Origin of the sequence: Klebsiella sp. A52 (genome assembly GCF_018388785.1) — a bacterium.
Taxonomy (GTDB): domain Bacteria; phylum Pseudomonadota; class Gammaproteobacteria; order Enterobacterales; family Enterobacteriaceae; genus Klebsiella; species Klebsiella aerogenes.
In genome coordinates this window covers 2,768,698-2,787,611 of sequence record NZ_CP074437.1, presented here as the reverse complement: position 1 = coordinate 2,787,611, position 18,914 = coordinate 2,768,698, and the positions used below count along the sequence as shown (strand labels likewise).

General features: G+C 55.9%; 19 protein-coding genes. 8 read left to right on the top strand and 11 right to left on the bottom strand.

All coding sequences use genetic code 11. The features are described from left to right. Nucleotides 1-212: 212 nt before the first annotated feature. Nucleotides 213-1,139: a LysR family transcriptional regulator gene (locus KGA69_RS13225; protein ID WP_045392579.1), complete on the bottom strand. Its 927-nt coding sequence runs from the start codon at nt 1,137-1,139 to the stop codon at nt 213-215. 89 nt (nt 1,140-1,228) lie between these two features. Here KGA69_RS13225 and KGA69_RS13220 point away from each other — a divergent pair, with 89 nt between their 5' ends. Continuing rightward, nucleotides 1,229-2,227, top strand: coding sequence for a bile acid:sodium symporter family protein (locus KGA69_RS13220; protein ID WP_213292383.1), 999 nt, complete (start codon nt 1,229-1,231; stop codon nt 2,225-2,227). On the opposite strand, the gene KGA69_RS13215 is transcribed toward KGA69_RS13220, so the two are convergent. The 3 genes from KGA69_RS13215 to zipA form a co-directional block, all read right to left on the bottom strand. Further along, nucleotides 2,224-2,442: a DUF3820 family protein gene (locus tag KGA69_RS13215; protein ID WP_213292382.1), complete on the bottom strand. Its 219-nt coding sequence runs from the start codon at nt 2,440-2,442 to the stop codon at nt 2,224-2,226. The genes KGA69_RS13220 and KGA69_RS13215 overlap by 4 nt on opposite strands. 1 nt (nt 2,443) lies before the next feature. Further along, the gene (gene ligA / locus KGA69_RS13210) at nt 2,444-4,459 is read right to left on the bottom strand and encodes an NAD-dependent DNA ligase LigA (protein ID WP_213292381.1); all 2,016 of its coding nucleotides are present in this window, start codon (nt 4,457-4,459) and stop codon (nt 2,444-2,446) included. A gap of 74 nt (nt 4,460-4,533) precedes the next feature. Beyond that, nucleotides 4,534-5,613, bottom strand: coding sequence for a cell division protein ZipA (gene zipA, locus KGA69_RS13205; protein ID WP_045392587.1), 1,080 nt, complete (start codon nt 5,611-5,613; stop codon nt 4,534-4,536). Between the two features lie 230 nt (nt 5,614-5,843). Here zipA and cysZ point away from each other — a divergent pair, with 230 nt between their 5' ends. The 5 genes from cysZ to crr all read left to right on the top strand — a co-directional run bounded on the left by cysZ (nt 5,844) and on the right by crr (nt 10,715). Further along, nucleotides 5,844-6,605 carry a sulfate transporter CysZ gene (cysZ, locus tag KGA69_RS13200; RefSeq protein WP_045392589.1) on the top strand — a complete coding sequence of 254 codons (762 nt, stop codon included), beginning with the start codon at nt 5,844-5,846 and terminating at the stop codon, nt 6,603-6,605. Between the two features lie 177 nt (nt 6,606-6,782). After that, nucleotides 6,783-7,754: a cysteine synthase A gene (gene cysK / locus KGA69_RS13195; protein ID WP_045362238.1), complete on the top strand. Its 972-nt coding sequence runs from the start codon at nt 6,783-6,785 to the stop codon at nt 7,752-7,754. Between the two features lie 379 nt (nt 7,755-8,133). Next, complete coding sequence (gene ptsH / locus KGA69_RS13190) at nt 8,134-8,391, top strand: phosphocarrier protein Hpr (protein WP_000487600.1); 258 nt, start codon at nt 8,134-8,136, stop codon at nt 8,389-8,391. Between the two features lie 44 nt (nt 8,392-8,435). Further along, nucleotides 8,436-10,163, top strand: coding sequence for a phosphoenolpyruvate-protein phosphotransferase PtsI (gene ptsI / locus KGA69_RS13185; protein WP_015365498.1), 1,728 nt, complete (start codon nt 8,436-8,438; stop codon nt 10,161-10,163). A gap of 42 nt (nt 10,164-10,205) precedes the next feature. Beyond that, entirely contained in the window at nt 10,206-10,715 is a 510-nt protein-coding gene (gene crr, locus KGA69_RS13180; RefSeq protein WP_015365497.1) for a PTS glucose transporter subunit IIA, read from the top strand. A 42-nt stretch (nt 10,716-10,757) separates the two neighbouring features. Here the strand turns inward: crr and KGA69_RS13175 are convergent, their stop codons facing one another. Together KGA69_RS13175 and pdxK are read right to left on the bottom strand one after the other, a co-directional pair. After that, nucleotides 10,758-10,985, bottom strand: a complete 228-nt coding sequence (locus KGA69_RS13175; RefSeq protein WP_045392593.1) for a hypothetical protein — start codon at nt 10,983-10,985, stop codon at nt 10,758-10,760. A gap of 2 nt (nt 10,986-10,987) precedes the next feature. Then, complete coding sequence (gene pdxK / locus KGA69_RS13170; protein ID WP_213292380.1) at nt 10,988-11,851, bottom strand: pyridoxine/pyridoxal/pyridoxamine kinase; 864 nt, start codon at nt 11,849-11,851, stop codon at nt 10,988-10,990. Nucleotides 11,852-11,933: 82 nt separating this feature from the next. On the opposite strand from pdxK, the gene ptsJ reads away from it, so the two are divergent. Then, nucleotides 11,934-13,229, top strand: a complete 1,296-nt coding sequence (gene ptsJ, locus KGA69_RS13165; protein ID WP_213292379.1) for a MocR-like B6 salvage transcription factor PtsJ — start codon at nt 11,934-11,936, stop codon at nt 13,227-13,229. Nucleotides 13,230-13,243: 14 nt separating this feature from the next. Continuing rightward, nucleotides 13,244-13,960: a type 1 glutamine amidotransferase gene (locus KGA69_RS13160; protein WP_045392604.1), complete on the top strand. Its 717-nt coding sequence runs from the start codon at nt 13,244-13,246 to the stop codon at nt 13,958-13,960. A 45-nt stretch (nt 13,961-14,005) separates the two neighbouring features. Here KGA69_RS13160 and cysM read toward each other — a convergent pair whose 3' ends face one another. The 5 genes from cysM to KGA69_RS13135 form a co-directional block, all read right to left on the bottom strand. Continuing rightward, nucleotides 14,006-14,917 carry a cysteine synthase CysM gene (cysM, locus tag KGA69_RS13155; protein ID WP_045392607.1) on the bottom strand — a complete coding sequence of 304 codons (912 nt, stop codon included), beginning with the start codon at nt 14,915-14,917 and terminating at the stop codon, nt 14,006-14,008. Between the two features lie 98 nt (nt 14,918-15,015). After that, on the bottom strand, nt 15,016-16,110 hold the full coding sequence (gene cysA, locus KGA69_RS13150; RefSeq protein ID WP_045392610.1) for a sulfate/thiosulfate ABC transporter ATP-binding protein CysA: 1,095 nt from the start codon (nt 16,108-16,110) through the stop codon (nt 15,016-15,018). Then, on the bottom strand, nt 16,100-16,975 hold the full coding sequence (gene cysW / locus KGA69_RS13145) for a sulfate/thiosulfate ABC transporter permease CysW (RefSeq protein WP_015365490.1): 876 nt from the start codon (nt 16,973-16,975) through the stop codon (nt 16,100-16,102). The genes cysA and cysW overlap by 11 nt, the downstream gene beginning before the upstream one ends. Next, complete coding sequence (cysT, locus tag KGA69_RS13140) at nt 16,975-17,808, bottom strand: sulfate/thiosulfate ABC transporter permease CysT (protein ID WP_015365489.1); 834 nt, start codon at nt 17,806-17,808, stop codon at nt 16,975-16,977. The genes cysW and cysT overlap by 1 nt, the downstream gene beginning before the upstream one ends. Next, the gene (locus KGA69_RS13135; RefSeq protein WP_213292378.1) at nt 17,808-18,824 is read right to left on the bottom strand and encodes a sulfate ABC transporter substrate-binding protein; all 1,017 of its coding nucleotides are present in this window, start codon (nt 18,822-18,824) and stop codon (nt 17,808-17,810) included. The genes cysT and KGA69_RS13135 overlap by 1 nt, the downstream gene beginning before the upstream one ends. Nucleotides 18,825-18,914: the final 90 nt, after the last annotated feature.

Sequence of the window (18,914 nt, the reverse complement as noted above, 5' to 3'; positions counted from 1 at the left end):
AGCTCGGCAGCCCGACAATGACACGCTCCGCTCTATTCTCTGTATAGTGTAAACAAGTTGATCGAACGTAGTGTATTTAAACAATGATTCAAATTGGGGCTGTTGATTTCTGAACAGACTAAATTAGGGTTTTCACCAGGCATGAGAAAAGGAAATATCTACGATTGTGCAGTATAAAAAGTAGCGTTCCCCACCAGCGTTAAGAATGACGCTTAGCGCTGATACAGCGGGTCCTCGACCCTGGCTGATGTAAGGTTTGCGCCCTCTTCGCGTACGATCTCCCATAGCGCCTGCGCCGCGGTCGACAGCGAGCGATTTTTTCGCTGCGCCAGCATCAATTGGCGCTCCACAACCGGGGTTAATCTTTTTACCTGCAAACGGCTGCCCTGCGGCAAGGGTAAAGCCAGCGCCGGCAGCACGCTAATACCAATCCCCGATTCCACCATCGGGAACAGCGTCGCCGGATGACCAATCTCCTGTACGATATCGGCTTTGATGGCGAAACGCGCCAGCGCGGCATCAATCAGCGGCCGACTGCCGGAAGCATAGTCCTGCAATACCAGCCTCTCCCCCTGCAGCTCCTGCCAGTTGACCGATGACTGCCGGGAAAAGCGGTGATCCTCACGGCATAACAACAGAAAAGGTTCCGCCAACACGGACTCGCACTGCAGATCTGCCGCCGTCCCCGGATCGATAACGATACCAAAATCAACCTCGCCCTGACGGATACTTTCCAGCACCCACTGCTGCGGCCTGTCATGCAGTACGAAATCAATATCCGGATAGCGGCGATTGCTATGTGCGATGCATTGCGGGATTAGATGCGCCGAGATAGTCTGGCTGGCGGCGACGCGCACGGTCCCCGTCAACTGCTGCCCTACCCGCCCCGCTTCACGTAGGGTCACATGGAGTTCATCAAGCAAACGCTCAAGCCTGCCCGCCAGCTGATGGCCTGCCTCGGTGAGCACCACTTCACGCGTTGTTCTGTCGAGCAAACGTACGCCGGTCTGGTGCTCCAGCTCCTTAACACTATGGCTTACTGCCGACTGGCTGAGACCAATAATCTCCCCGGCACGGCTAAAACTGCGCGCCCTGGCAACGGTGATAAAGACCCTTAACTGACGTAGCGAGTAATTCATCTTTTTTATTCATGAATAGATGCAATAAATCAATTTTATTTCTCAAAACAAAGAAAGCACAATAGCGGCATCGAATTTCAGGAGCGTTTATGAAACTTTTCCGCATTCTTGATCCATTTACACTGACATTGATTACCGTGGTTCTGCTGGCCTCGTTCTTTCCGGCGCGCGGCGAATTCGTCCCTTTCGTCGAGCACCTCACCACCGCCGCTATCGCGCTATTATTCTTTATGCATGGCGCCAAGCTGTCGCGTGAAGCGATTATCGCCGGCGGCAGCCACTGGCGTTTACACCTGTGGGTGATGTGCAGCACCTTTATTGTTTTTCCGGTTCTGGGGGTTCTGTTTGCGTGGTGGGCGCCGATTAAGGTCGACCCGATGCTTTATAGCGGTTTTATTTACCTTTGTATCTTACCGGCGACCGTACAGTCAGCAATTGCCTTTACTTCGCTCGCCGGCGGTAACGTCGCCGCGGCGGTCTGTTCCGCTTCAGCGTCAAGTCTGCTCGGTATTTTTGTCTCGCCATTGCTGGTAGGACTGCTGATGCATTTGCATGGCGCTGGCGGCGATCTGGAACAGGTCGGTAAGATTATGCTGCAGCTGCTGCTGCCGTTTGTACTCGGCCACCTGTCGCGCCCGTGGATCGGTAGTTGGGTGGCGAAACATAAAAAATGGATTGGCAAAACCGACCAGACCTCAATCCTGCTGGTGGTCTACTCCGCCTTTAGCGAAGCCGTCGTCAATGGAATCTGGCATAAAGTGGGCGTGGGATCGCTGCTGTTTATCGTCGTTGTCAGCCTGGTGCTGTTGGCTATTGTCATCGCGATCAATATCTTTGTCGCCCGCCGCTGCGGCTTTAGCAAGCCGGATGAAATTACCATCGTCTTCTGCGGCTCGAAAAAGAGCCTGGCGAACGGGATACCGATGGCGAATATCCTGTTCCCGGCGTCGATTCTGGGAATAATGGTGCTGCCGCTAATGATCTTCCATCAGATCCAACTGATGGTCTGCGCCGTACTGGCTCGTCGCTATAAAGCGCAGACAGACGCCCAACAGGCGCAGGAGAAACCCCGCGCCACGGCAGGTTAACGCGGTTGTTTCAGGGGCCGAACCAGTTGCGTCAGCCCCTCGGTCTTGATCAATAAGGTCAACGCCATCAGCTCGCCGAGATGCCCGGCAGGGAATTGATCCTTACGGGCAAACCACAGCAAATACTCTTCCGGGACGTCGATCAAGCGGCGCCCCTTATATTTGCCAAACGGCATCTCGGTATTAGCAATCTCGATGAGCTGCGCTTTATCCACGTTACTCTCCCAGCAGGCGCATCATTTCGGCTTCATCGATAACCTTTATGCCTAACTCCTGCGCCTTCGCAAGCTTAGAGCCCGCCGCTTCGCCGGCAATCACCAAATCGGTTTTCTTCGACACGCTGCCGGCGACTTTCGCCCCCAGCGCGACCAGCCGCGCTTTGGCATCATCGCGCGACAGCTGGCTCAGGCTACCGGTTAATACCACTGTTTTACCGGCAAACGGACTGTCAATTTCTTCCGCCTTCACCACCACCGGCGCCGGCCAGCGGACACCTTCCGCGCGCAGTTGCGCGATAACCTCGCGGTTGCTCTCTTCGGCGAAGAAGTTAAAAGTATGCGTGGCGACGACAATCCCGACGTCAGGCACCTTCTGTAGTTCCTCAATTGAAGCCTGTTCCAGCGCTTCAATCGTGCCAAAATGCGCCGCCAGTCCCGCGGCAGTCGCTTCGCCAACCTCACGGATACCTAACGCGTACAGGAAGCGGGCGAAGGTCGTCTCTTTTGCTTTTTCCAGCGCGTTGACCACGTTTTGCGCCGACTTCGGCCCCATGCGATCCAGCCCGGTTAGCTTACCGGCGCTGAGGCGGAACAGATCGGCTGGCGTATGCACGTACTCTTTCTCAACCAGCTGATCGATGATTTTATCGCCCATACCGTCGACATCCAGCGCCCGTCGGGAGACAAAGTGCTTCAGCGCTTCTTTACGCTGCGCCCCGCAGATAAGCCCGCCGGTACAGCGCGCCACCGCTTCCCCTTCTACGCGTTCAACATCGGAATGACAGACCGGGCAATGGGTTGGGAAGATGATTTCACGCGTATGCTCCGGGCGTTCGGAAAGCACTACGTTGACGACCTGCGGGATCACGTCACCGGCACGGCGAATTACCACTTTATCGCCAATGCGCAAGCCTAAACGTTCGATTTCGTCGGCGTTATGCAGCGTGGCGTTACTGACCAGCACCCCGGCCACGTGCACCGGTTCCAGGCGCGCAACCGGCGTAATCGCTCCGGTACGGCCAACCTGGAATTCCACATCGTTGACGAAAGTCATCTGCTCCTGGGCCGGGAATTTAAAGGCCACCGCCCAGCGCGGAGCGCGGGCAACGAAACCGAGCTGCTCCTGCAACGCCAGCGAATCAACTTTTATCACCACGCCGTCAATATCAAAACCAAGATGCGGACGGTCTTCCTCAACCTGGCGATAGTAAGTAAGCACTTCCTCTGGAGAATGACACAGCTTCACGCGGTCGCTCACCGGCAATCCCCACTGCTTAAACTGCTGCAAACGCGCAGAGTGGCTGGCCGGCAGTTCGCCGCCTTCCAGCACGCCAACGCCGTAGCAGAAGAAAGTAAGCGGTCGCTTCGCGGTAATACGCGGATCCAACTGGCGCAACGAGCCCGCGGCGGCATTGCGCGGGTTAGCAAACACTTTGCCGCCGGTGCGGCGCGCTTCTTCATTAATTTTTTCAAATCCGGCCTGCGGCAGGAACACTTCCCCGCGTACTTCCAGACGCGCCGGAATATTGTCGCCGCGTAGCTTCAGCGGAATAGCGCGAATGGTTCGCACGTTGGAGGTGATATCCTCGCCGGTAGTGCCATCGCCACGGGTCGCCGCCTGCATCAGCACGCCGTTTTCATACAGGATACTGACCGCGAGGCCATCGAGCTTGAGCTCACAGCACCAGGTCAGGTCCGCGGTATCGCTTAAACGATCCTGCACGCGTTTGTTAAAGGCGAGGAAACTCTCTTCATCAAAGACGTTATCCAGCGACAGCATTGGCACTTCATGGCGAATCTGGCTGAAAGAGGCCAATGGCGCCGCGCCCACGCGCTGGGTCGGCGAGTCGGGGGTTATCAGTTCAGGATGTTGCGCTTCGAGTTCGCGCAGTTCACGCATCAGCCGGTCATATTCCGCATCGGGAATCTCCGGAGTGTCCATAACATGATACAGATATTCATGATGGCGAAGGGTAGTTCGCAGTTCAGTCAGTTTTTGTTCGATTGGTTCCATATCGCACCATCAATGATAAAAAACCCCCGACGGGCGGGGGTTCAGATTAAGCAGACGACACGCTAGCGCGTAGATCAGGCGTTAGCCTCTTTTACTTCGCGAATACGATCCTGGTACTCGCGCAGTTTCTGCGGCGTCATCATCCGACGCTGGTCGTCAAGCACCACGCCGCCAACTTCATCGGCGATGTACTGCGCCGATTGCAGCATCAGTTTAAAGTTTTGCAGCTCGTCGCCAAACGACGGCACCTGCATAAAGATAGTCACGCCTGGCGTGGTCATATCCACCATCGCATCCGGATTGAAGGTGCCAGGTTTAACCATGTTCGCCAGGCTAAACAATACCTGTCCGCTACCGTCCGGGCTTAAATGACGATGGAAAATATTCATATCGCCAAACTTAAAGCCGGCCTGCTGGATGCTGTTGATCAGCAGTTCACCGTTAAGCTGCGAACCGTGATGCGCGGCGACGTTCATCACGATGACCGTCTCTTTGCGCTCTTTCGGCTGCGGCGCGGCGGCGGGCTGCTGAGGTTCAGCGGCTGGCGCTTCAGGCGCCTGTTGCGGCTGCGGCGCGGCAGGCTGTTGAACCGGCGCAGGTTGTTGAGCAACAGGTTGTTGGACTGGCGCCGGCTGTTGCGCTACAGGCTGCTGCGGCGCAGGCTGCACCGGCTGCTGGTATTGCGGCGGTACCGGCTGAGGCTGGGTCGGCTGCGGCTGATGGACCGGCTGCGCAGGGGCAACGTGCTGCGGCGGCTGAACGTGCGGCTGCGGAGCAACAGGCTGCTGCGGACGCGGCGCGTGCGGCGGCGCCTGATGCACCGGCTCGTCCTGACGCACAGGCTGCTGCACCTGACGCTCGTACGGAGGCTGATACTGGTGTTGCGGCGCCTGACGAGGTGCTTCTTGCTCCCCATATGCGCCGTTCGGGGCGTGATTAACCCGGTGAACGCGAACTTCACCTACGCCTTCAACATCGTCATCAAAGTCATCGCCTTCCGATGTTTCATCGTCGCGAGACTTCATACGTTTCAGTGGGCGATCGCGGAACATCGAGGAACGCTCTTTACGGCTGGTCCAGAAACCATGTACCAGTAAAGCGATTATGGCGATCGCGCCAACAATGATTAATATCAGACGCAAATCCTGCATCATTATATTCTCTGTTGTTCTAACACCTTGCCACCACGGCAAACATTTACTCACTAAGAGTATTTGCCGATTACATCAAGTGCAAGTGCGTCTGCCCCTTTCACCCCATAAAGATGAACTAAATCGTGCTTTTTGCTGTTTTTTCGAACATTTCCTAACTGGTTATTGTCTGGCAACCCGATAAAATAAGCGGGCATTCACACTGAATGTTAAAAAAGGAGCATCGCCTGACTATGGTTTCATCATCCGCAACTACCCCACGTAGCGGCGTCTACTATTTTTCACAAGGCTGGAAACTCATCAGGCTGCCAGGGATCCGACGTTTCGTGTTCCTGCCTTTATTAGTTAACGTCATTCTGATGGGCGGCGCGTTCTGGTGGCTGTTTACCCGCCTCGATAGCTGGATCCCTTCATTAATGAGCCATGTGCCTGAATGGCTTCAGTGGTTAAACTACCTGCTATGGCCGGTGGCGGTTATCTCTATTTTGTTGGTATTTGGTTACTTCTTTTCGACCATCGCCAACTGGATTGCCGCGCCGTTTAGCGGTCTGCTGGCGGAACAGCTCGAAGCGCGACTGACCGGCGCCACGCCGCCGGATGTTGGCGTATTCGGCATCATGAAAGATCTCCCGCGCATTATGAAACGCGAATGGCAAAAGTTTGCCTGGTACCTGCCGCGCGCCATCGTTCTGTTGCTGCTGTACTTTATCCCCGGCATTGGCCAAACCGTCGCGCCGGTACTGTGGTTCCTTTTTAGCGCCTGGATGCTGGCCATTCAGTACTGCGACTATCCGTTCGATAACCATAAAGTGCCGTTTAAAACCATGCGCGAGGCGCTGCGCTCGCGGAAGGTCATTAACATGCAGTTTGGCGCGCTGACCAGCCTGTTCACCATGATCCCGGTTCTCAACCTGGTCATTCTGCCAGTCGCTATCTGCGGCGCGACGGCGATGTGGGTGGATTGCTACCGCGATAAGCACGCCATGTGGAAATAGCGATCTGAGCTGTCTCTTTCAGGGCGGTACACGCCGCCCCTTATTTCCGTCTTATTCCTTCTTGCTCATCATTATTTCCCTTCAGCATATAGATATGCTAAATCCTTACTTCCGGATATTGTTTAAGCGGGTATGCTGAAGCCGTACCCCCAAATTTCATACAGTTAAGGACGGGCCATGAGTAAGATTTTTGAAGACAACTCCCTGACTATCGGTCATACGCCGCTGGTACGACTGAACCGCATCGGTAATGGCCGAATCCTGGCCAAGGTAGAATCTCGTAACCCGAGCTTTAGCGTTAAATGCCGTATCGGCGCCAATATGATTTGGGATGCTGAAAAGCGCGGCGTACTGAAACCGGGTGTGGAACTGGTTGAACCAACCAGCGGCAACACCGGTATCGCCCTCGCCTACGTCGCCGCCGCTCGCGGCTACAAACTCACGCTGACCATGCCGGAAACCATGAGCGTGGAACGCCGCAAGCTGCTGAAAGCGCTGGGCGCTAACCTGGTGCTGACCGAAGGCGCGAAAGGCATGAAAGGCGCCATCCAGAAGGCGGAAGAGATTGTTGCCAGCGACCCGGAAAAATATCTGCTGCTGCAGCAGTTCAGTAACCCGGCGAACCCGGAAATTCACGAAAAGACCACCGGCCCGGAAATCTGGGAAGACACCGACGGCCAGGTTGACGTCTTTATCTCCGGCGTAGGTACCGGCGGTACCCTGACCGGTGTCTCTCGTTATATTAAAGGCACGAAAGGCAAAAAAGATCTGATCACCGTCGCCGTTGAGCCAACCGACTCGCCGGTTATCACCCAGGCGCTGGCTGGCGAAGAGCTGAAACCTGGCCCGCACAAAATTCAGGGCATCGGCGCCGGCTTTATCCCGGGCAACCTCGACCTGAAACTGGTCGATAAAGTGGTCGCCATCACCAACGAAGAAGCCATCTCCACTGCTCGTCGCCTGATGGAAGAAGAAGGTATTCTGGCCGGTATCTCTTCCGGCGCGGCTGTCGCCGCGGCGTTAAAGCTGCAGGAAGATGAAGCCTTTACCAATAAGAATATTGTGGTTATCCTACCGTCTTCTGGTGAGCGTTATTTAAGCACGGCGCTGTTCGCAGATCTCTTCACCGAGAAAGAATTGCAACAGTAGTGCCAGTTTGTAAAAACCGTGTAAAAAAGCACCTTTTCGGGTGCTTTTTTGTGGCATACGTCAAAGTTTTACCCCTCCTGGCATTGATTCACCTCGTAGGGTCTGGTATTTAACCAGCACATTTATTTTGAAGCGCGAAATTATTCAGATTTGGATTTCCGCAGGCTGAATCGATTTTATGATTTGGTTCAAGTCTTCCTTTCGCGGCATAATGTTTAATGAAGTGCTAGACGTCAACGGACTTAAGGTCCTCTCAGCGGTTCCGCTGCTGACGCCTTAGCCACACACGTAACGCCGGCGCTAACAATACAGGCTAAAGTTTGGTCGTTAGGCTAGACTTTAGGTCCACAACACTAAACCTATAAGTTGGGGAAATATAATGTTCCAGCAAGAAGTTACCATTACCGCTCCGAACGGTCTGCACACCCGCCCTGCTGCTCAGTTTGTTAAAGAAGCGAAAGGCTTCACTTCTGAGATCACTGTAACCTCCAACGGCAAAAGCGCCAGCGCAAAAAGCCTGTTCAAACTGCAAACTCTGGGCCTGACTCAGGGTACCGTTGTGACCATCTCCGCTGAAGGCGAAGATGAGCAAAAAGCAGTTGAGCATCTGGTTAAACTGATGGCTGAACTCGAGTAAGTTCACGGGTTCTTTTTAATATCAGTCACAAGTAAGGTAGGGTTATGATTTCAGGCATTTTAGCATCCCCGGGTATCGCTTTCGGCAAGGCTCTCCTGCTGAAAGAAGACGAAATTGTCATCGACCGGAAGAAAATTTCTGCCGATAAGGTTGATCAGGAAGTTGAACGTTTCCTGAACGGCCGCACCAAGGCCTCCGCCCAGCTGGAGGTCATCAAAACCAAAGCTGGTGAAACTTTCGGTGAAGAAAAAGAAGCCATCTTCGAAGGGCATATTATGCTGCTGGAAGATGAGGAGCTTGAGCAGGAAATCATAGCCCTGATTAAAGATAAGCACATGACTGCCGATGCGGCAGCCAATGAAGTTATCGAAGGTCAGGCAACTGCACTGGAAGAGCTGGATGACGAATACCTGAAAGAGCGTGCCGCTGACGTACGCGACATCGGTAAACGTCTGCTGCGCAACATTCTGGGCCTGGCAATCATCGATCTGAGCGCTATCGCGGATGAAGTTATCCTCGTTGCCGCCGATCTCACCCCGTCGGAAACCGCACAGCTGAACCTGAACAAGGTGCTGGGTTTCATCACCGACGCGGGCGGCCGTACTTCCCACACCTCTATCATGGCGCGCTCCCTTGAGCTGCCGGCAATCGTCGGTACCGGAAGCGTCACCTCCCAGGTGAAAAACGGCGACTATCTGATTCTCGATGCGGTTAACAACCAGGTTCTGGTTAACCCAAGCAACGAAAAAATCGAAGAGCTGCGTGCGCTGCAGGCGCAGGTTGCTGAAGAAAAAGCTGAACTGGCGAAACTGAAAGATCTGCCGGCCATCACTCTCGACGGTCATCAGGTTGAAGTTTGCGCCAACATCGGTACCGTTCGCGACGTCGATGGCGCTGAGCGCAACGGCGCGGAAGGCGTTGGCCTGTACCGTACTGAATTCCTGTTCATGGACCGCGATTCTCTGCCGACTGAAGAAGAACAGTTTGCAGCTTATAAAGCGGTGGCTGAAGCGTGCGGCTCACAGGCCGTTATCGTTCGCACCATGGACATCGGCGGCGATAAAGAGCTGCCGTACATGAACTTCCCGAAAGAAGAGAACCCGTTCCTCGGCTGGCGCGCCGTGCGTATCGCGATGGATCGTAAAGAGATCCTCCGCGACCAGGTTCGCGCTATCCTGCGTGCCTCCGCTTTCGGTAAGCTGCGCATCATGTTCCCGATGATCATCTCTGTTGAAGAAGTGCGCGCACTGAAGAAAGAGATTGAGATCTACAAACAGGAACTGCGTGACGAAGGTAAAGCTTTTGACGAATCGATTGAAATCGGCGTGATGGTGGAAACCCCTGCAGCCGCGACCATTGCTCGTCATTTAGCCAAAGAAGTTGATTTCTTTAGTATCGGAACCAATGATTTAACGCAATATACTCTGGCAGTTGACCGTGGTAATGATATGATCTCGCATCTTTACCAGCCGATGTCACCGTCTGTGCTGACTCTGATCAAGCAAGTTATTGATGCTTCTCATGCAGAAGGCAAATGGACGGGTATGTGTGGTGAGCTTGCAGGCGATGAACGTGCTACACTTCTGTTGCTGGGTATGGGGCTGGACGAATTCTCTATGAGCGCCATTTCCATCCCGCGCATCAAGAAGATTATTCGTAACACGAACTTCGAAGATGCAAAAGTATTAGCAGAGCAGGCTCTTGCTCAACCGACGACGGACGAGTTAATGACGCTGGTTAACAAGTTCATTGAAGAAAAAACAATCTGCTAATCCACGAGATGCGCGGCCCAAATTACTGCTTAGGAGAAGATCATGGGTTTGTTCGATAAACTGAAATCTCTGGTTTCTGATGACAAAAAAGACACCGGAACTATTGAGATTGTTGCTCCGCTCTCTGGCGAGATCGTCAACATCGAAGACGTGCCGGATGTGGTTTTTGCGGAGAAAATTGTGGGTGATGGCATTGCCATCAAACCTACTGGCAACAAAATGGTTGCGCCGGTAGAGGGTACCATCGGTAAAATTTTTGAAACCAACCATGCTTTCTCTATTGAATCCGATAGCGGCATTGAGCTGTTTGTTCACTTCGGTATCGATACCGTTGAACTGAAAGGCGAAGGCTTCAAGCGCATCGCTGAAGAAGGTCAGCGCGTGAAAGTCGGCGACCCGGTTATCGAATTCGATCTGCCGCTGCTGGAAGAAAAAGCCAAGTCTACCCTGACTCCGGTTGTTATCTCCAACATGGACGAGATCAAAGAGCTGATCAAACTGTCCGGTAGCGTCACCGTTGGTGAAACTCCGGTTATCCGCATCAAGAAGTAATTCTTGCTTGCCGAGAAAATGGCGCCTTCAGGCGCCATTTTTTTATGCCGGCCGGTAGCACTTTTCACTCGCCAGGATTTTCATCCCCTGCGGGCTACTTTCCAGAATCCGCCGTTCGCTATCCGCGACCCATAGCTCGCACTGGCAGCCGCTCTCGTTTTCAAACATCGTTCTCGCCCTACAGGCATCTTCCAGCGCGTTCATCCCCGTCGTCTCAAAATGGCCAACGGTTCTCCCCTCCCTGCGTACCACTAACCGATAGCTATGCATCGTTATTGCGCTCCCGACGGCGGTAAAATGAGTTCATCGCAGCCCTGACTCTCGGTCCAGGTCATTACCGCCAGCACGCGCTGAGCGGCGGCGCGCGTAGCGTCGCCCAACGGCATGTCGCGCACCAGGTTGCTGATGAGCTCGGCGCAGAACAGGTCGCCGGTACCTTTGAGGTCGGTTTCGACGCGAGGATGGACGACCACTTCGACCGCGTCGTCGGTGACCACCAGCACGTTAATAGTCGAAGCATCCAGCCCAGGCGCGCTGGTAATCACCACCCACTTTAGGGTATCGGAAAGCAGACTACGCGCGGCGATCACCGCTTCCTGCTGGTTGTGGCACGGCATGCCGCTGAGGGTTTCGAGCTCAAAAAGATTTGGCGTGATACCCCGCGCCAGAGGCAACAGGTGGCGGCGATAAGCCTCAGGGATCTCCGCTTTTACGTAGATGCCGCTATCTACATCGCCAATCACCGGGTCAACCAGAATACAGAGGTCGGGATGGTGCACACGGATCCGCTGCAGCCACTGCGCCAGCAGCGCAATTTGCCCGGCGCTGCCCATATACCCGGTGGTCACCGCCCGCAGCTCGCGAAGCGCATCACGCTCCTCCAGCGCCCGCAGATAGCCGCTAAACCACTCTTCCGGGATCACCCCACCGTAGAAAGTATCGTAATGTGGGGTATTGCTGAATAACACCGTCGGCACCGCCATCACCCGCAATTCATGCTGCTTGATTGCCGGTACCGCGATACTGTTACCGACGCTGCCATAGACTACCTGCGATTGCACCGCCACGATATCAACCTCCAGCGCCCGGCTTTGGTCGTTAAAGAGCACGGACTGTATTTCGTCTTGCTGACTCATCCTTTCTCCCCCCGCTGGACAGCGGGTCATACTCTGATTATCATTCGTCCTATGCTAAAATTCATTTTGTCATAGGTCAATAATGTTCACCGGAAAAACCGCAAACGAGATTTTCGATAACATCCGTCATCTGGTGCAGAGCGGCGCGTTGCAACCCGGAGAGGCGCTGCCGCCGGTGCGCGAGCTGGCAGGCGAACTGGCAGTCAACCGCAATACGGTGGCGGCGGCCTACAAGCGGCTGGTGACCTCAGGGCTCGCCGTCAGCCAGGGGCGCAACGGCACGGCCATTAAGGCGCTTAATACGCTTAATGCGGTCGAGGGCGGCGATCCGACGACATCGCTGATTGATATTTCCGGCGGCAATCCGGATCCGCGACGTCTGCCGGATATTGGCCGTTTTCTTCCCAAGCTGTCGCGGACCCCGCACTTATATGGCGATGCCGCCGTTGAGCCGCGTCTGGCTGACTGGGCGCGGGAGTGGGTCAGTCGCGATATTGGCCACGAATTTGACGTCAACTTGACCAGCGGCGCAATTGACGCCCTTGAACGCCTGCTCTGCGCACTGCTGCTCCCCGGCGACAGCGTCGCGGTAGAAGACCCCTGCTTTCTGAGCAGCATCAATATGCTGCGTTACGCCGGTTTCCAGCCCAACCCGGTCGCCGTCGACGGTGAAGGCATGAACCCAGAGCGGCTTGAAGAAACGCTGCGCAACGGCGCCCGCGCGGTAATACTGACTCCACGCGCCCACAACCCGACCGGCTGCAGTTTGACGCCGGAGCGCGCGGAAGCGATTCGCACCGTGCTCGCCCGCTATCCGCAGACGCTGGCGATCGTTGACGATCACTTCGCCCTGCTCTCAGCGACACGCTGGCACAATCCGCTAGCTGAAGGCATTCAGCGTTGGGCGCTGGTGCGCTCAATGTCCAAAACCCTGGGCCCGGATTTGCGCCTGGCGATAGTCGCCAGCGATCCGACCACCTCAGCGGCGCTGCGCCTGCGCCTGAACGCCGGTAGCCAGTGGGTCAGCCATTTGCTGCAAGAGCTGGCGTTCGCCTGCCTGAATGATAGCGCTTTTGCCGCTTCTCTGACTGCGAGCCAGCGCCACTATCAGCAGCAAAATCAGCGGCTCGCCGCCGCGTTGGCCCGCCACGGCGTTGGCGATTTTCCGCCTGGCGATGGTCTTAATTTCTGGCTGCCGCTTTCAGCCGTCAGCCAGCCGCTGGCGCTGCGTCTGGCGCGTGCCGGTTGGCTGGTGCGTGAAGGTGAGGCCTTTGGCGTGAAAACACCGTCGCACGGCCTGCGCCTGTCGCTGGGCGCTTTAACCGAGGCGCAAATTGAACAACTTGCACACGATTTATCGCTGGTCTTACCTTGTTAAACACGGGAGTTGTAATGCGGATCCACTTTATCGTCCATGAAGTTTTTGAAGCGCCTGGCGCCTATCTGCGCTGGGTTAACGCCCGCGGCTATCAGGCCAGCTGGTCGCGGGTTTATGTCGGGGATCCGCTGCCGGCGAATGCCGAAGGTTTTGATATGCTGGTGGTACTTGGCGGCCCGCAGTCGCCACGCACCACGCTTGCCGAGTGCCCATGGTTTGATGCCCATGCTGAGAAAAACCTGATTGCCCAGGCGATTGCCGCCGGGCGTATCGTGGTCGGGATTTGCCTCGGGTCGCAGCTGATCGGCGAAGCGCTGGGGGCGCCGGTGATGCAAAGCCCGGAAAAAGAGATTGGCCACTATCCTATCATCCTGACCACCGCCGGACTGCAGGATGACAACATCGCCCATTTCGGACCATCGGTGGTAGTCGGCCACTGGCACAACGATATGCCGGGCCTGACGCCTGCGGCGGAAGTCCTGGCCTCCAGCGAAGGGTGCCCGCGGCAAATCGTCAAATATAGCGATCGGGTCTACGGTTTTCAGTGCCATATGGAGTTTGACGTGGAGGTCATCGAGTTATTAATTACGCACTCGCAACCTGAACTTACCGCCGCAAAAGGCAGGCGCTTTATTCGCAGCGAAGATGAAATGAGGCAATGGGATTATCGCGAGATGAATCAAAAGCTATGGGCGTTTCTGGATAAGCTGGTCGCGAAACACGCACTTTAGGTTAACCGCCCCCCATGCCAGGCATGGGGGGCCGTGATAGCGCGTTTAGATACCCGCCCCCTGGCTGAAGTGTTCTTCGCCGAACACGCCGGTTGAGAGATAGCGATCGCCGCGATCGCAGATGATCGCCACTACCACCGCGCCCGGATTGGCGCGAGCAATACGCAGCGCCCCGGCAACCGCGCCGCCGGAACTGACGCCACAGAAGATCCCTTCCTGTACGGCCAGCTGGCGCATCGTGTTTTCCGCATCCTGCTGGTGGATATCCAGCACCTCATCCACCAACGCGGCATTAAAAATACCCGGCATATATTCCTGCGGCCAGCGGCGGATCCCCGGAATGCTGCTGCCCTCTTCCGGCTGCAGCCCAATGATGCTTACCGGCTTCGCCTGTTCGCGCAGAAAACGCGATACGCCGGTAATGGTACCGGTGGTGCCCATGCTGGAAACAAAGTGGGTGATACGCCCGTCCGTCTGGCGCCAGATCTCCGGGCCGGTAGTGGTGTAATGGGCGTAAGGGTTATCCGGGTTGTTAAACTGATCCAATAGTTTACCCTCGCCACGCTCGGCCATCGCGGCGGCCAGATCGCGAGCGCCTTCCATCCCCTGCTCTTTGGTGACCAGGATGAGTTCAGCGCCGTAGGCGCGCATCGCGGCACGGCGCTCCTGGCTCATGTTGTCCGGCATCAGCAGTTTCATCTGATAGCCTTTTAACGCCGCTATCATCGCCAGCGCGATACCGGTATTACCGCTGGTCGCCTCGATAAGCACGTCGCCTGGTTTAATTTCGCCGCGCTTTTCCGCTTCGACAATCATCGACAGCGCAGCGCGATCTTTTACCGAGCCCGCCGGGTTATTGCCCTCAAGCTTAAGCCAGATTTCGCTGCCGTTGTCCGGCCCCAGACGTTGTAATTTCACCAGCGGCGTGTTGCCGATTGTTTGTTCTAATGTGTTCACTTCAGCTGTCCAATAAAAAGCCCGGCCGCGTCATGCGCTCCGGGCTGTCGGCCGGGTCAGCGCAGCGCCGCCCGGCAAAAGCACGTGGATTTAAGCTATCAGGCCGTCTCTGCCAGAGCAAGTTCGCCGCGCGGTTCGATGCGTTCGGTTCCATTATACAGGCGCGCATTCTGCAAGCCGACAAACAGGCGTTCGCCACGGGACGGGGCCTCATCGCCCGCCAGCACCACGCTCAGCGGTTCGTCATACCACCCCAGAGGCTGGACAACTAATTGGGTGTAGTGCCCCTTCGGACTGGCTTCCAGCACCTGCACCGGCAATGGCGAATCCAGGCTGGTACGGCGGCTGATATCTACTTCCCACGGTCGCAGGAACAGATCGACCGGCCCCTGGTATGCCGGGGTATAGCCTAAAGGCCAGCGGTGGGCGCCGACATGGAACTGGCCGCCGCGAATGGTGCCCTGCAGGCGGTTAACTTCGCCCATAAACTCGAGCACAAAACGGGTCGAAGGTTCCCGCCAGACGCGTTCAGGCGCATCGGCCTGTTCGATATTGCCCTGGCTCATTACCACCACCCGATCGGCGACTTCCATCGCCTCTTCCTGATCGTGGGTAACAAACACGCTGGTGAATTTTAATTCTTCGTGCAGCTGGCGCAGCCAGCGGCGCAATTCTTTACGCACCTGCGCATCCAGCGCGCCAAAGGGCTCATCCAGCAGCAGAATTTGCGGCTCGACCGCCAGCGCGCGCGCTAACGCTACGCGCTGCTTCTGGCCGCCGGAAAGCTGCGCCGGATAACGGTCGGCAAGATGGACCAGTTGCACCATCTCCAGCAGTTTGGTCACTTTGGCTTTAATCGCCGCCGCATTGGGACGCTCACGACGCGGCAGTACGGTCAGGCCAAAGGCGATGTTATCGAACACCGTCATATGACGGAACAGCGCATAGTGCTGGAAAACAAAGCCCACTTTACGATCGCGGGCGTGCATCCGGCTCACGTCGGTGCCGTGAAAACGGATATGGCCGCTGGATTGATGCTCCAGCCCGGCGATAATCCGCAATAAAGTGGTTTTACCGGAGCCGGACGGCCCCAGCAGCGCAACCATTTGCCCGGAAGGGATATCCAGCGAGATATCATTCAGCACCTGGGTGCGACCAAACGATTTCTTAATATTGGCAATCTCAATGCTCATGATTTCCCTCCTGTTGCGCGCGTTTTTCCTGATTGGCCAGACGCCATTGCAACATACTCTTTAAAAACAGGGTCAAAATAGCCATTAACGTCAGCAGGGCCGCGGCGGTAAACGAACCGACGGTGTTGTAGTCCTGCTGCAGTAATTCAATTTGCAGCGGCAGCGATAGCGTTTCGCCGCGGATCGAGCCGGAAACGACCGACACCGCGCCGAATTCGCCAATCGCGCGGGCGTTGGTCAACACCACGCCGTACAGCAGCGCCCAGCGAATATTGGGTAGCGTCACCCGGCGGAACATCTGCCAACCGGAAGCGCCGAGCAGGATCGCCGCTTCATCTTCATTGCTCCCCTGACTCATCATGACCGGCACCAGCTCGCGGACCACAAACGGACAGGTGACGAAGATAGTCGCCAGCACCATGCCCGGCCAGGCGAACATGATCTGCAGGTTGTGCTCATCAAGCCAGCCGCCGAGTGGGCCGTTGGAGCCGTAAAACAGTAAATAAACCAGACCTGCCACCACCGGCGAGACGGCAAACGGGATATCCAGCATCGTCAGCAGCAGCTGGCGGCCAGGGAAGGTAAAGCGCGTCACCAGCCAGGCCAGCAGCGTACCGAACACCAGATTCACCGGCACGGTAATCAACGCAATCATCACCGTCAGCCAGATGGCGTGCAGCATGTCCGGGTTGGCCAGATTTTCCAGCACCGGCATTAACCCTTTACTGAAAGCCTGGACAAAAATATAAATCATCGGCACCACGAGGATGAAGGCGGATACCAGCATCCCGACGCCGATCAGAAACCATTTGCCCCAGTTGATCCGGGGCGCGTCATAGCGCTTCAATTGAGTAACTTCCGCCATTAGTGACCTACCACGCGTCGACCAAAGCGACTCTGCAGAGTGTTGATGGAGAACAGCAGCAGCAGCGACGCCGCGAGGATCACCGAGGCAATCGCGCTCGCCGCCGGGTAATCAAACTCCTGCAAACGAATGAAAATCATCAGCGAAGTCACTTCCGTTTTCCACGCGATGTTGCCGGCGATAAAAATCACCGCGCCGAACTCGCCAAGGCTGCGGGTAAACGACAGCGCAATCCCCGCCAGCAGAGCCGGCGACAGCTCCGGCAGCACCACTTTGCGGAAACTCTGTAAGCGCGTCGCGCCGAGGGTTTCCGCCGCCTCTTCATATTCCGGCCCTAACTCTTCCAGCACTGGCTGCACGGTACGCACCACAAACGGGATGCTGGTAAAGGCCATCGCCACCGCGATGCCAAGCCAGGTATAAGTCACTTTGATATCAAACTTCGCCAGCCATTCGCCGTACAAGCCATTAACCGAGAACAGCGAGGCCAGCGTCAGGCCGGCCACCGCCGTCGGCAGCGCGAACGGCAGGTCCATCAGGGCATCCAGCAGGGTACGGCCCGGGAAACGATAGCGGGTAAGGATCCACGCCATCAGCAGGCCAAACACACCGTTAAAAATTGACGCCACAAAAGCAGACAGCAGCGTGACTTTATAGGCAGCGACCACCTGCGGGTTGGTAATCACCTCCCAGTACTGCGCCCAGCTCATCTGCGCCAGCTGCATTACCAGCGCGCTGAGCGGCAACAGTAAAATCAGGCACACAAACAGCAGGCTGGTGCCAAGGCTCAGGGTAAAGCCCGGCAGCACGCGCTTGGACGACACAGCCAACATTACTGACGCCCCGCTGCCAGCAGTTTGTCCAGCTCGCCGCCGCTGACGAAGTGGGTTTTCATCACTTCAGGCCAGCTGCCAAACTGGTCTTCCACGCGGAACAGTTCGGTCTGCGGGAATTTATCTTTCAGCGACGCCATGACTTTCGGGTCATTCACGCGATAGTAGTAATCGGTGATGATGGTCTGCGCCTGCGGACTATAGAGATAGTTCAGGTAGGCTTTCGCCGCTTTTTCAGTACCGTTGGCCTTAACGTTTTTGTCTACCCACGCTACCGGGAACTCGGCAAGGATATTGACCTTCGGCACCACTACTTCGAAACCCTGCGCTTCATACTGTTTACGGATGTTGTTAACTTCCGATTCAAAAGTAATCAGCACATCGCCCAGCCCGCGCTCGACGAAGGTGGTGGTCGCGCCGCGACCGCCGGTATCGAAGACCTCGACGTTCTTCAGGAACTGGGTCATAAACTGTTCGGTTTTGGCTTTATCGCCGCCATCGGCTTTATCCGCCGCCCCCCAGGCCGCAAGATAGGTATAGCGCGCGTTGCCTGAAGTTTTAGGATTCGGGAAAATCAGCTTCACGTCGGAACGCACCAGATCGTTCCAGTCGTGAATATTTTTGGGGTTGCCCTTACGCACCAGGAAAGCCATGGTCGAATAGAACGGCGAGCTGTTATTCGGCAGACGGCTCTGCCAGTCTGCCGGGAGCAGGTTGCCTTTATCATGCAGAATCTGGACGTCCGTCACCTGGTTATAGGTCACGACGTCAGCCTTCAGGCCTTGCAGAATCGCCAACGCCTGCTTGGAGGAGCCCGCATGGGACTGCTTGATGGTCAGCTTATCGCCGCCGTTTTCTTTTGCCCACTGCTGCTCAAAAGGCGGATTAAGGGCGGCGAACAGCTCGCGGGAAACATCATAGGAACTGTTCAGCAGTTCAGTCGCCTGCGCCTGCGCCACCAGCAGCATGGAAGCCGCCAGCGCCAGATATCCTTTTTTCAGTGATTTAACGGCCATTGCGCACCCTTATCAAAAATGATCATTTACTGATGATCATCATATTTATAACGAGTACGAAAGGAGTAACGGTTTTATATACCGTTTGGC

Excerpts from the sequence above, each read along its gene's own strand:
- cysA (WP_045392610.1), bottom strand. The coding sequence starts at position 16,110 with ATGAGCATTGAGATTGCCAATATTAAGAAATCGTTTGGTCGCACCCAG.
- KGA69_RS13220 (WP_213292383.1), top strand. The coding sequence starts at position 1,229 with ATGAAACTTTTCCGCATTCTTGATCCATTTACACTGACATTGATTACC.
- zipA (WP_045392587.1), bottom strand. The coding sequence starts at position 5,613 with ATGATGCAGGATTTGCGTCTGATATTAATCATTGTTGGCGCGATCGCC.
- pdxK (WP_213292380.1), bottom strand. The coding sequence starts at position 11,851 with ATGAGTCAGCAAGACGAAATACAGTCCGTGCTCTTTAACGACCAAAGC.
- KGA69_RS13160 (WP_045392604.1), top strand. The coding sequence starts at position 13,244 with ATGCGGATCCACTTTATCGTCCATGAAGTTTTTGAAGCGCCTGGCGCC.
- KGA69_RS13225 (WP_045392579.1), bottom strand. The coding sequence starts at position 1,139 with ATGAATTACTCGCTACGTCAGTTAAGGGTCTTTATCACCGTTGCCAGG.
- cysK (WP_045362238.1), top strand. The coding sequence starts at position 6,783 with ATGAGTAAGATTTTTGAAGACAACTCCCTGACTATCGGTCATACGCCG.
- ptsJ (WP_213292379.1), top strand. The coding sequence starts at position 11,934 with ATGTTCACCGGAAAAACCGCAAACGAGATTTTCGATAACATCCGTCAT.
- ligA (WP_213292381.1), bottom strand. The coding sequence starts at position 4,459 with ATGGAACCAATCGAACAAAAACTGACTGAACTGCGAACTACCCTTCGC.
- cysT (WP_015365489.1), bottom strand. The coding sequence starts at position 17,808 with ATGTTGGCTGTGTCGTCCAAGCGCGTGCTGCCGGGCTTTACCCTGAGC.
- ptsH (WP_000487600.1), top strand. The coding sequence starts at position 8,134 with ATGTTCCAGCAAGAAGTTACCATTACCGCTCCGAACGGTCTGCACACC.
- ptsI (WP_015365498.1), top strand. The coding sequence starts at position 8,436 with ATGATTTCAGGCATTTTAGCATCCCCGGGTATCGCTTTCGGCAAGGCT.
- crr (WP_015365497.1), top strand. The coding sequence starts at position 10,206 with ATGGGTTTGTTCGATAAACTGAAATCTCTGGTTTCTGATGACAAAAAA.
- cysW (WP_015365490.1), bottom strand. The coding sequence starts at position 16,975 with ATGGCGGAAGTTACTCAATTGAAGCGCTATGACGCGCCCCGGATCAAC.
- cysZ (WP_045392589.1), top strand. The coding sequence starts at position 5,844 with ATGGTTTCATCATCCGCAACTACCCCACGTAGCGGCGTCTACTATTTT.
- KGA69_RS13175 (WP_045392593.1), bottom strand. The coding sequence starts at position 10,985 with ATGCATAGCTATCGGTTAGTGGTACGCAGGGAGGGGAGAACCGTTGGC.
- KGA69_RS13135 (WP_213292378.1), bottom strand. The coding sequence starts at position 18,824 with ATGGCCGTTAAATCACTGAAAAAAGGATATCTGGCGCTGGCGGCTTCC.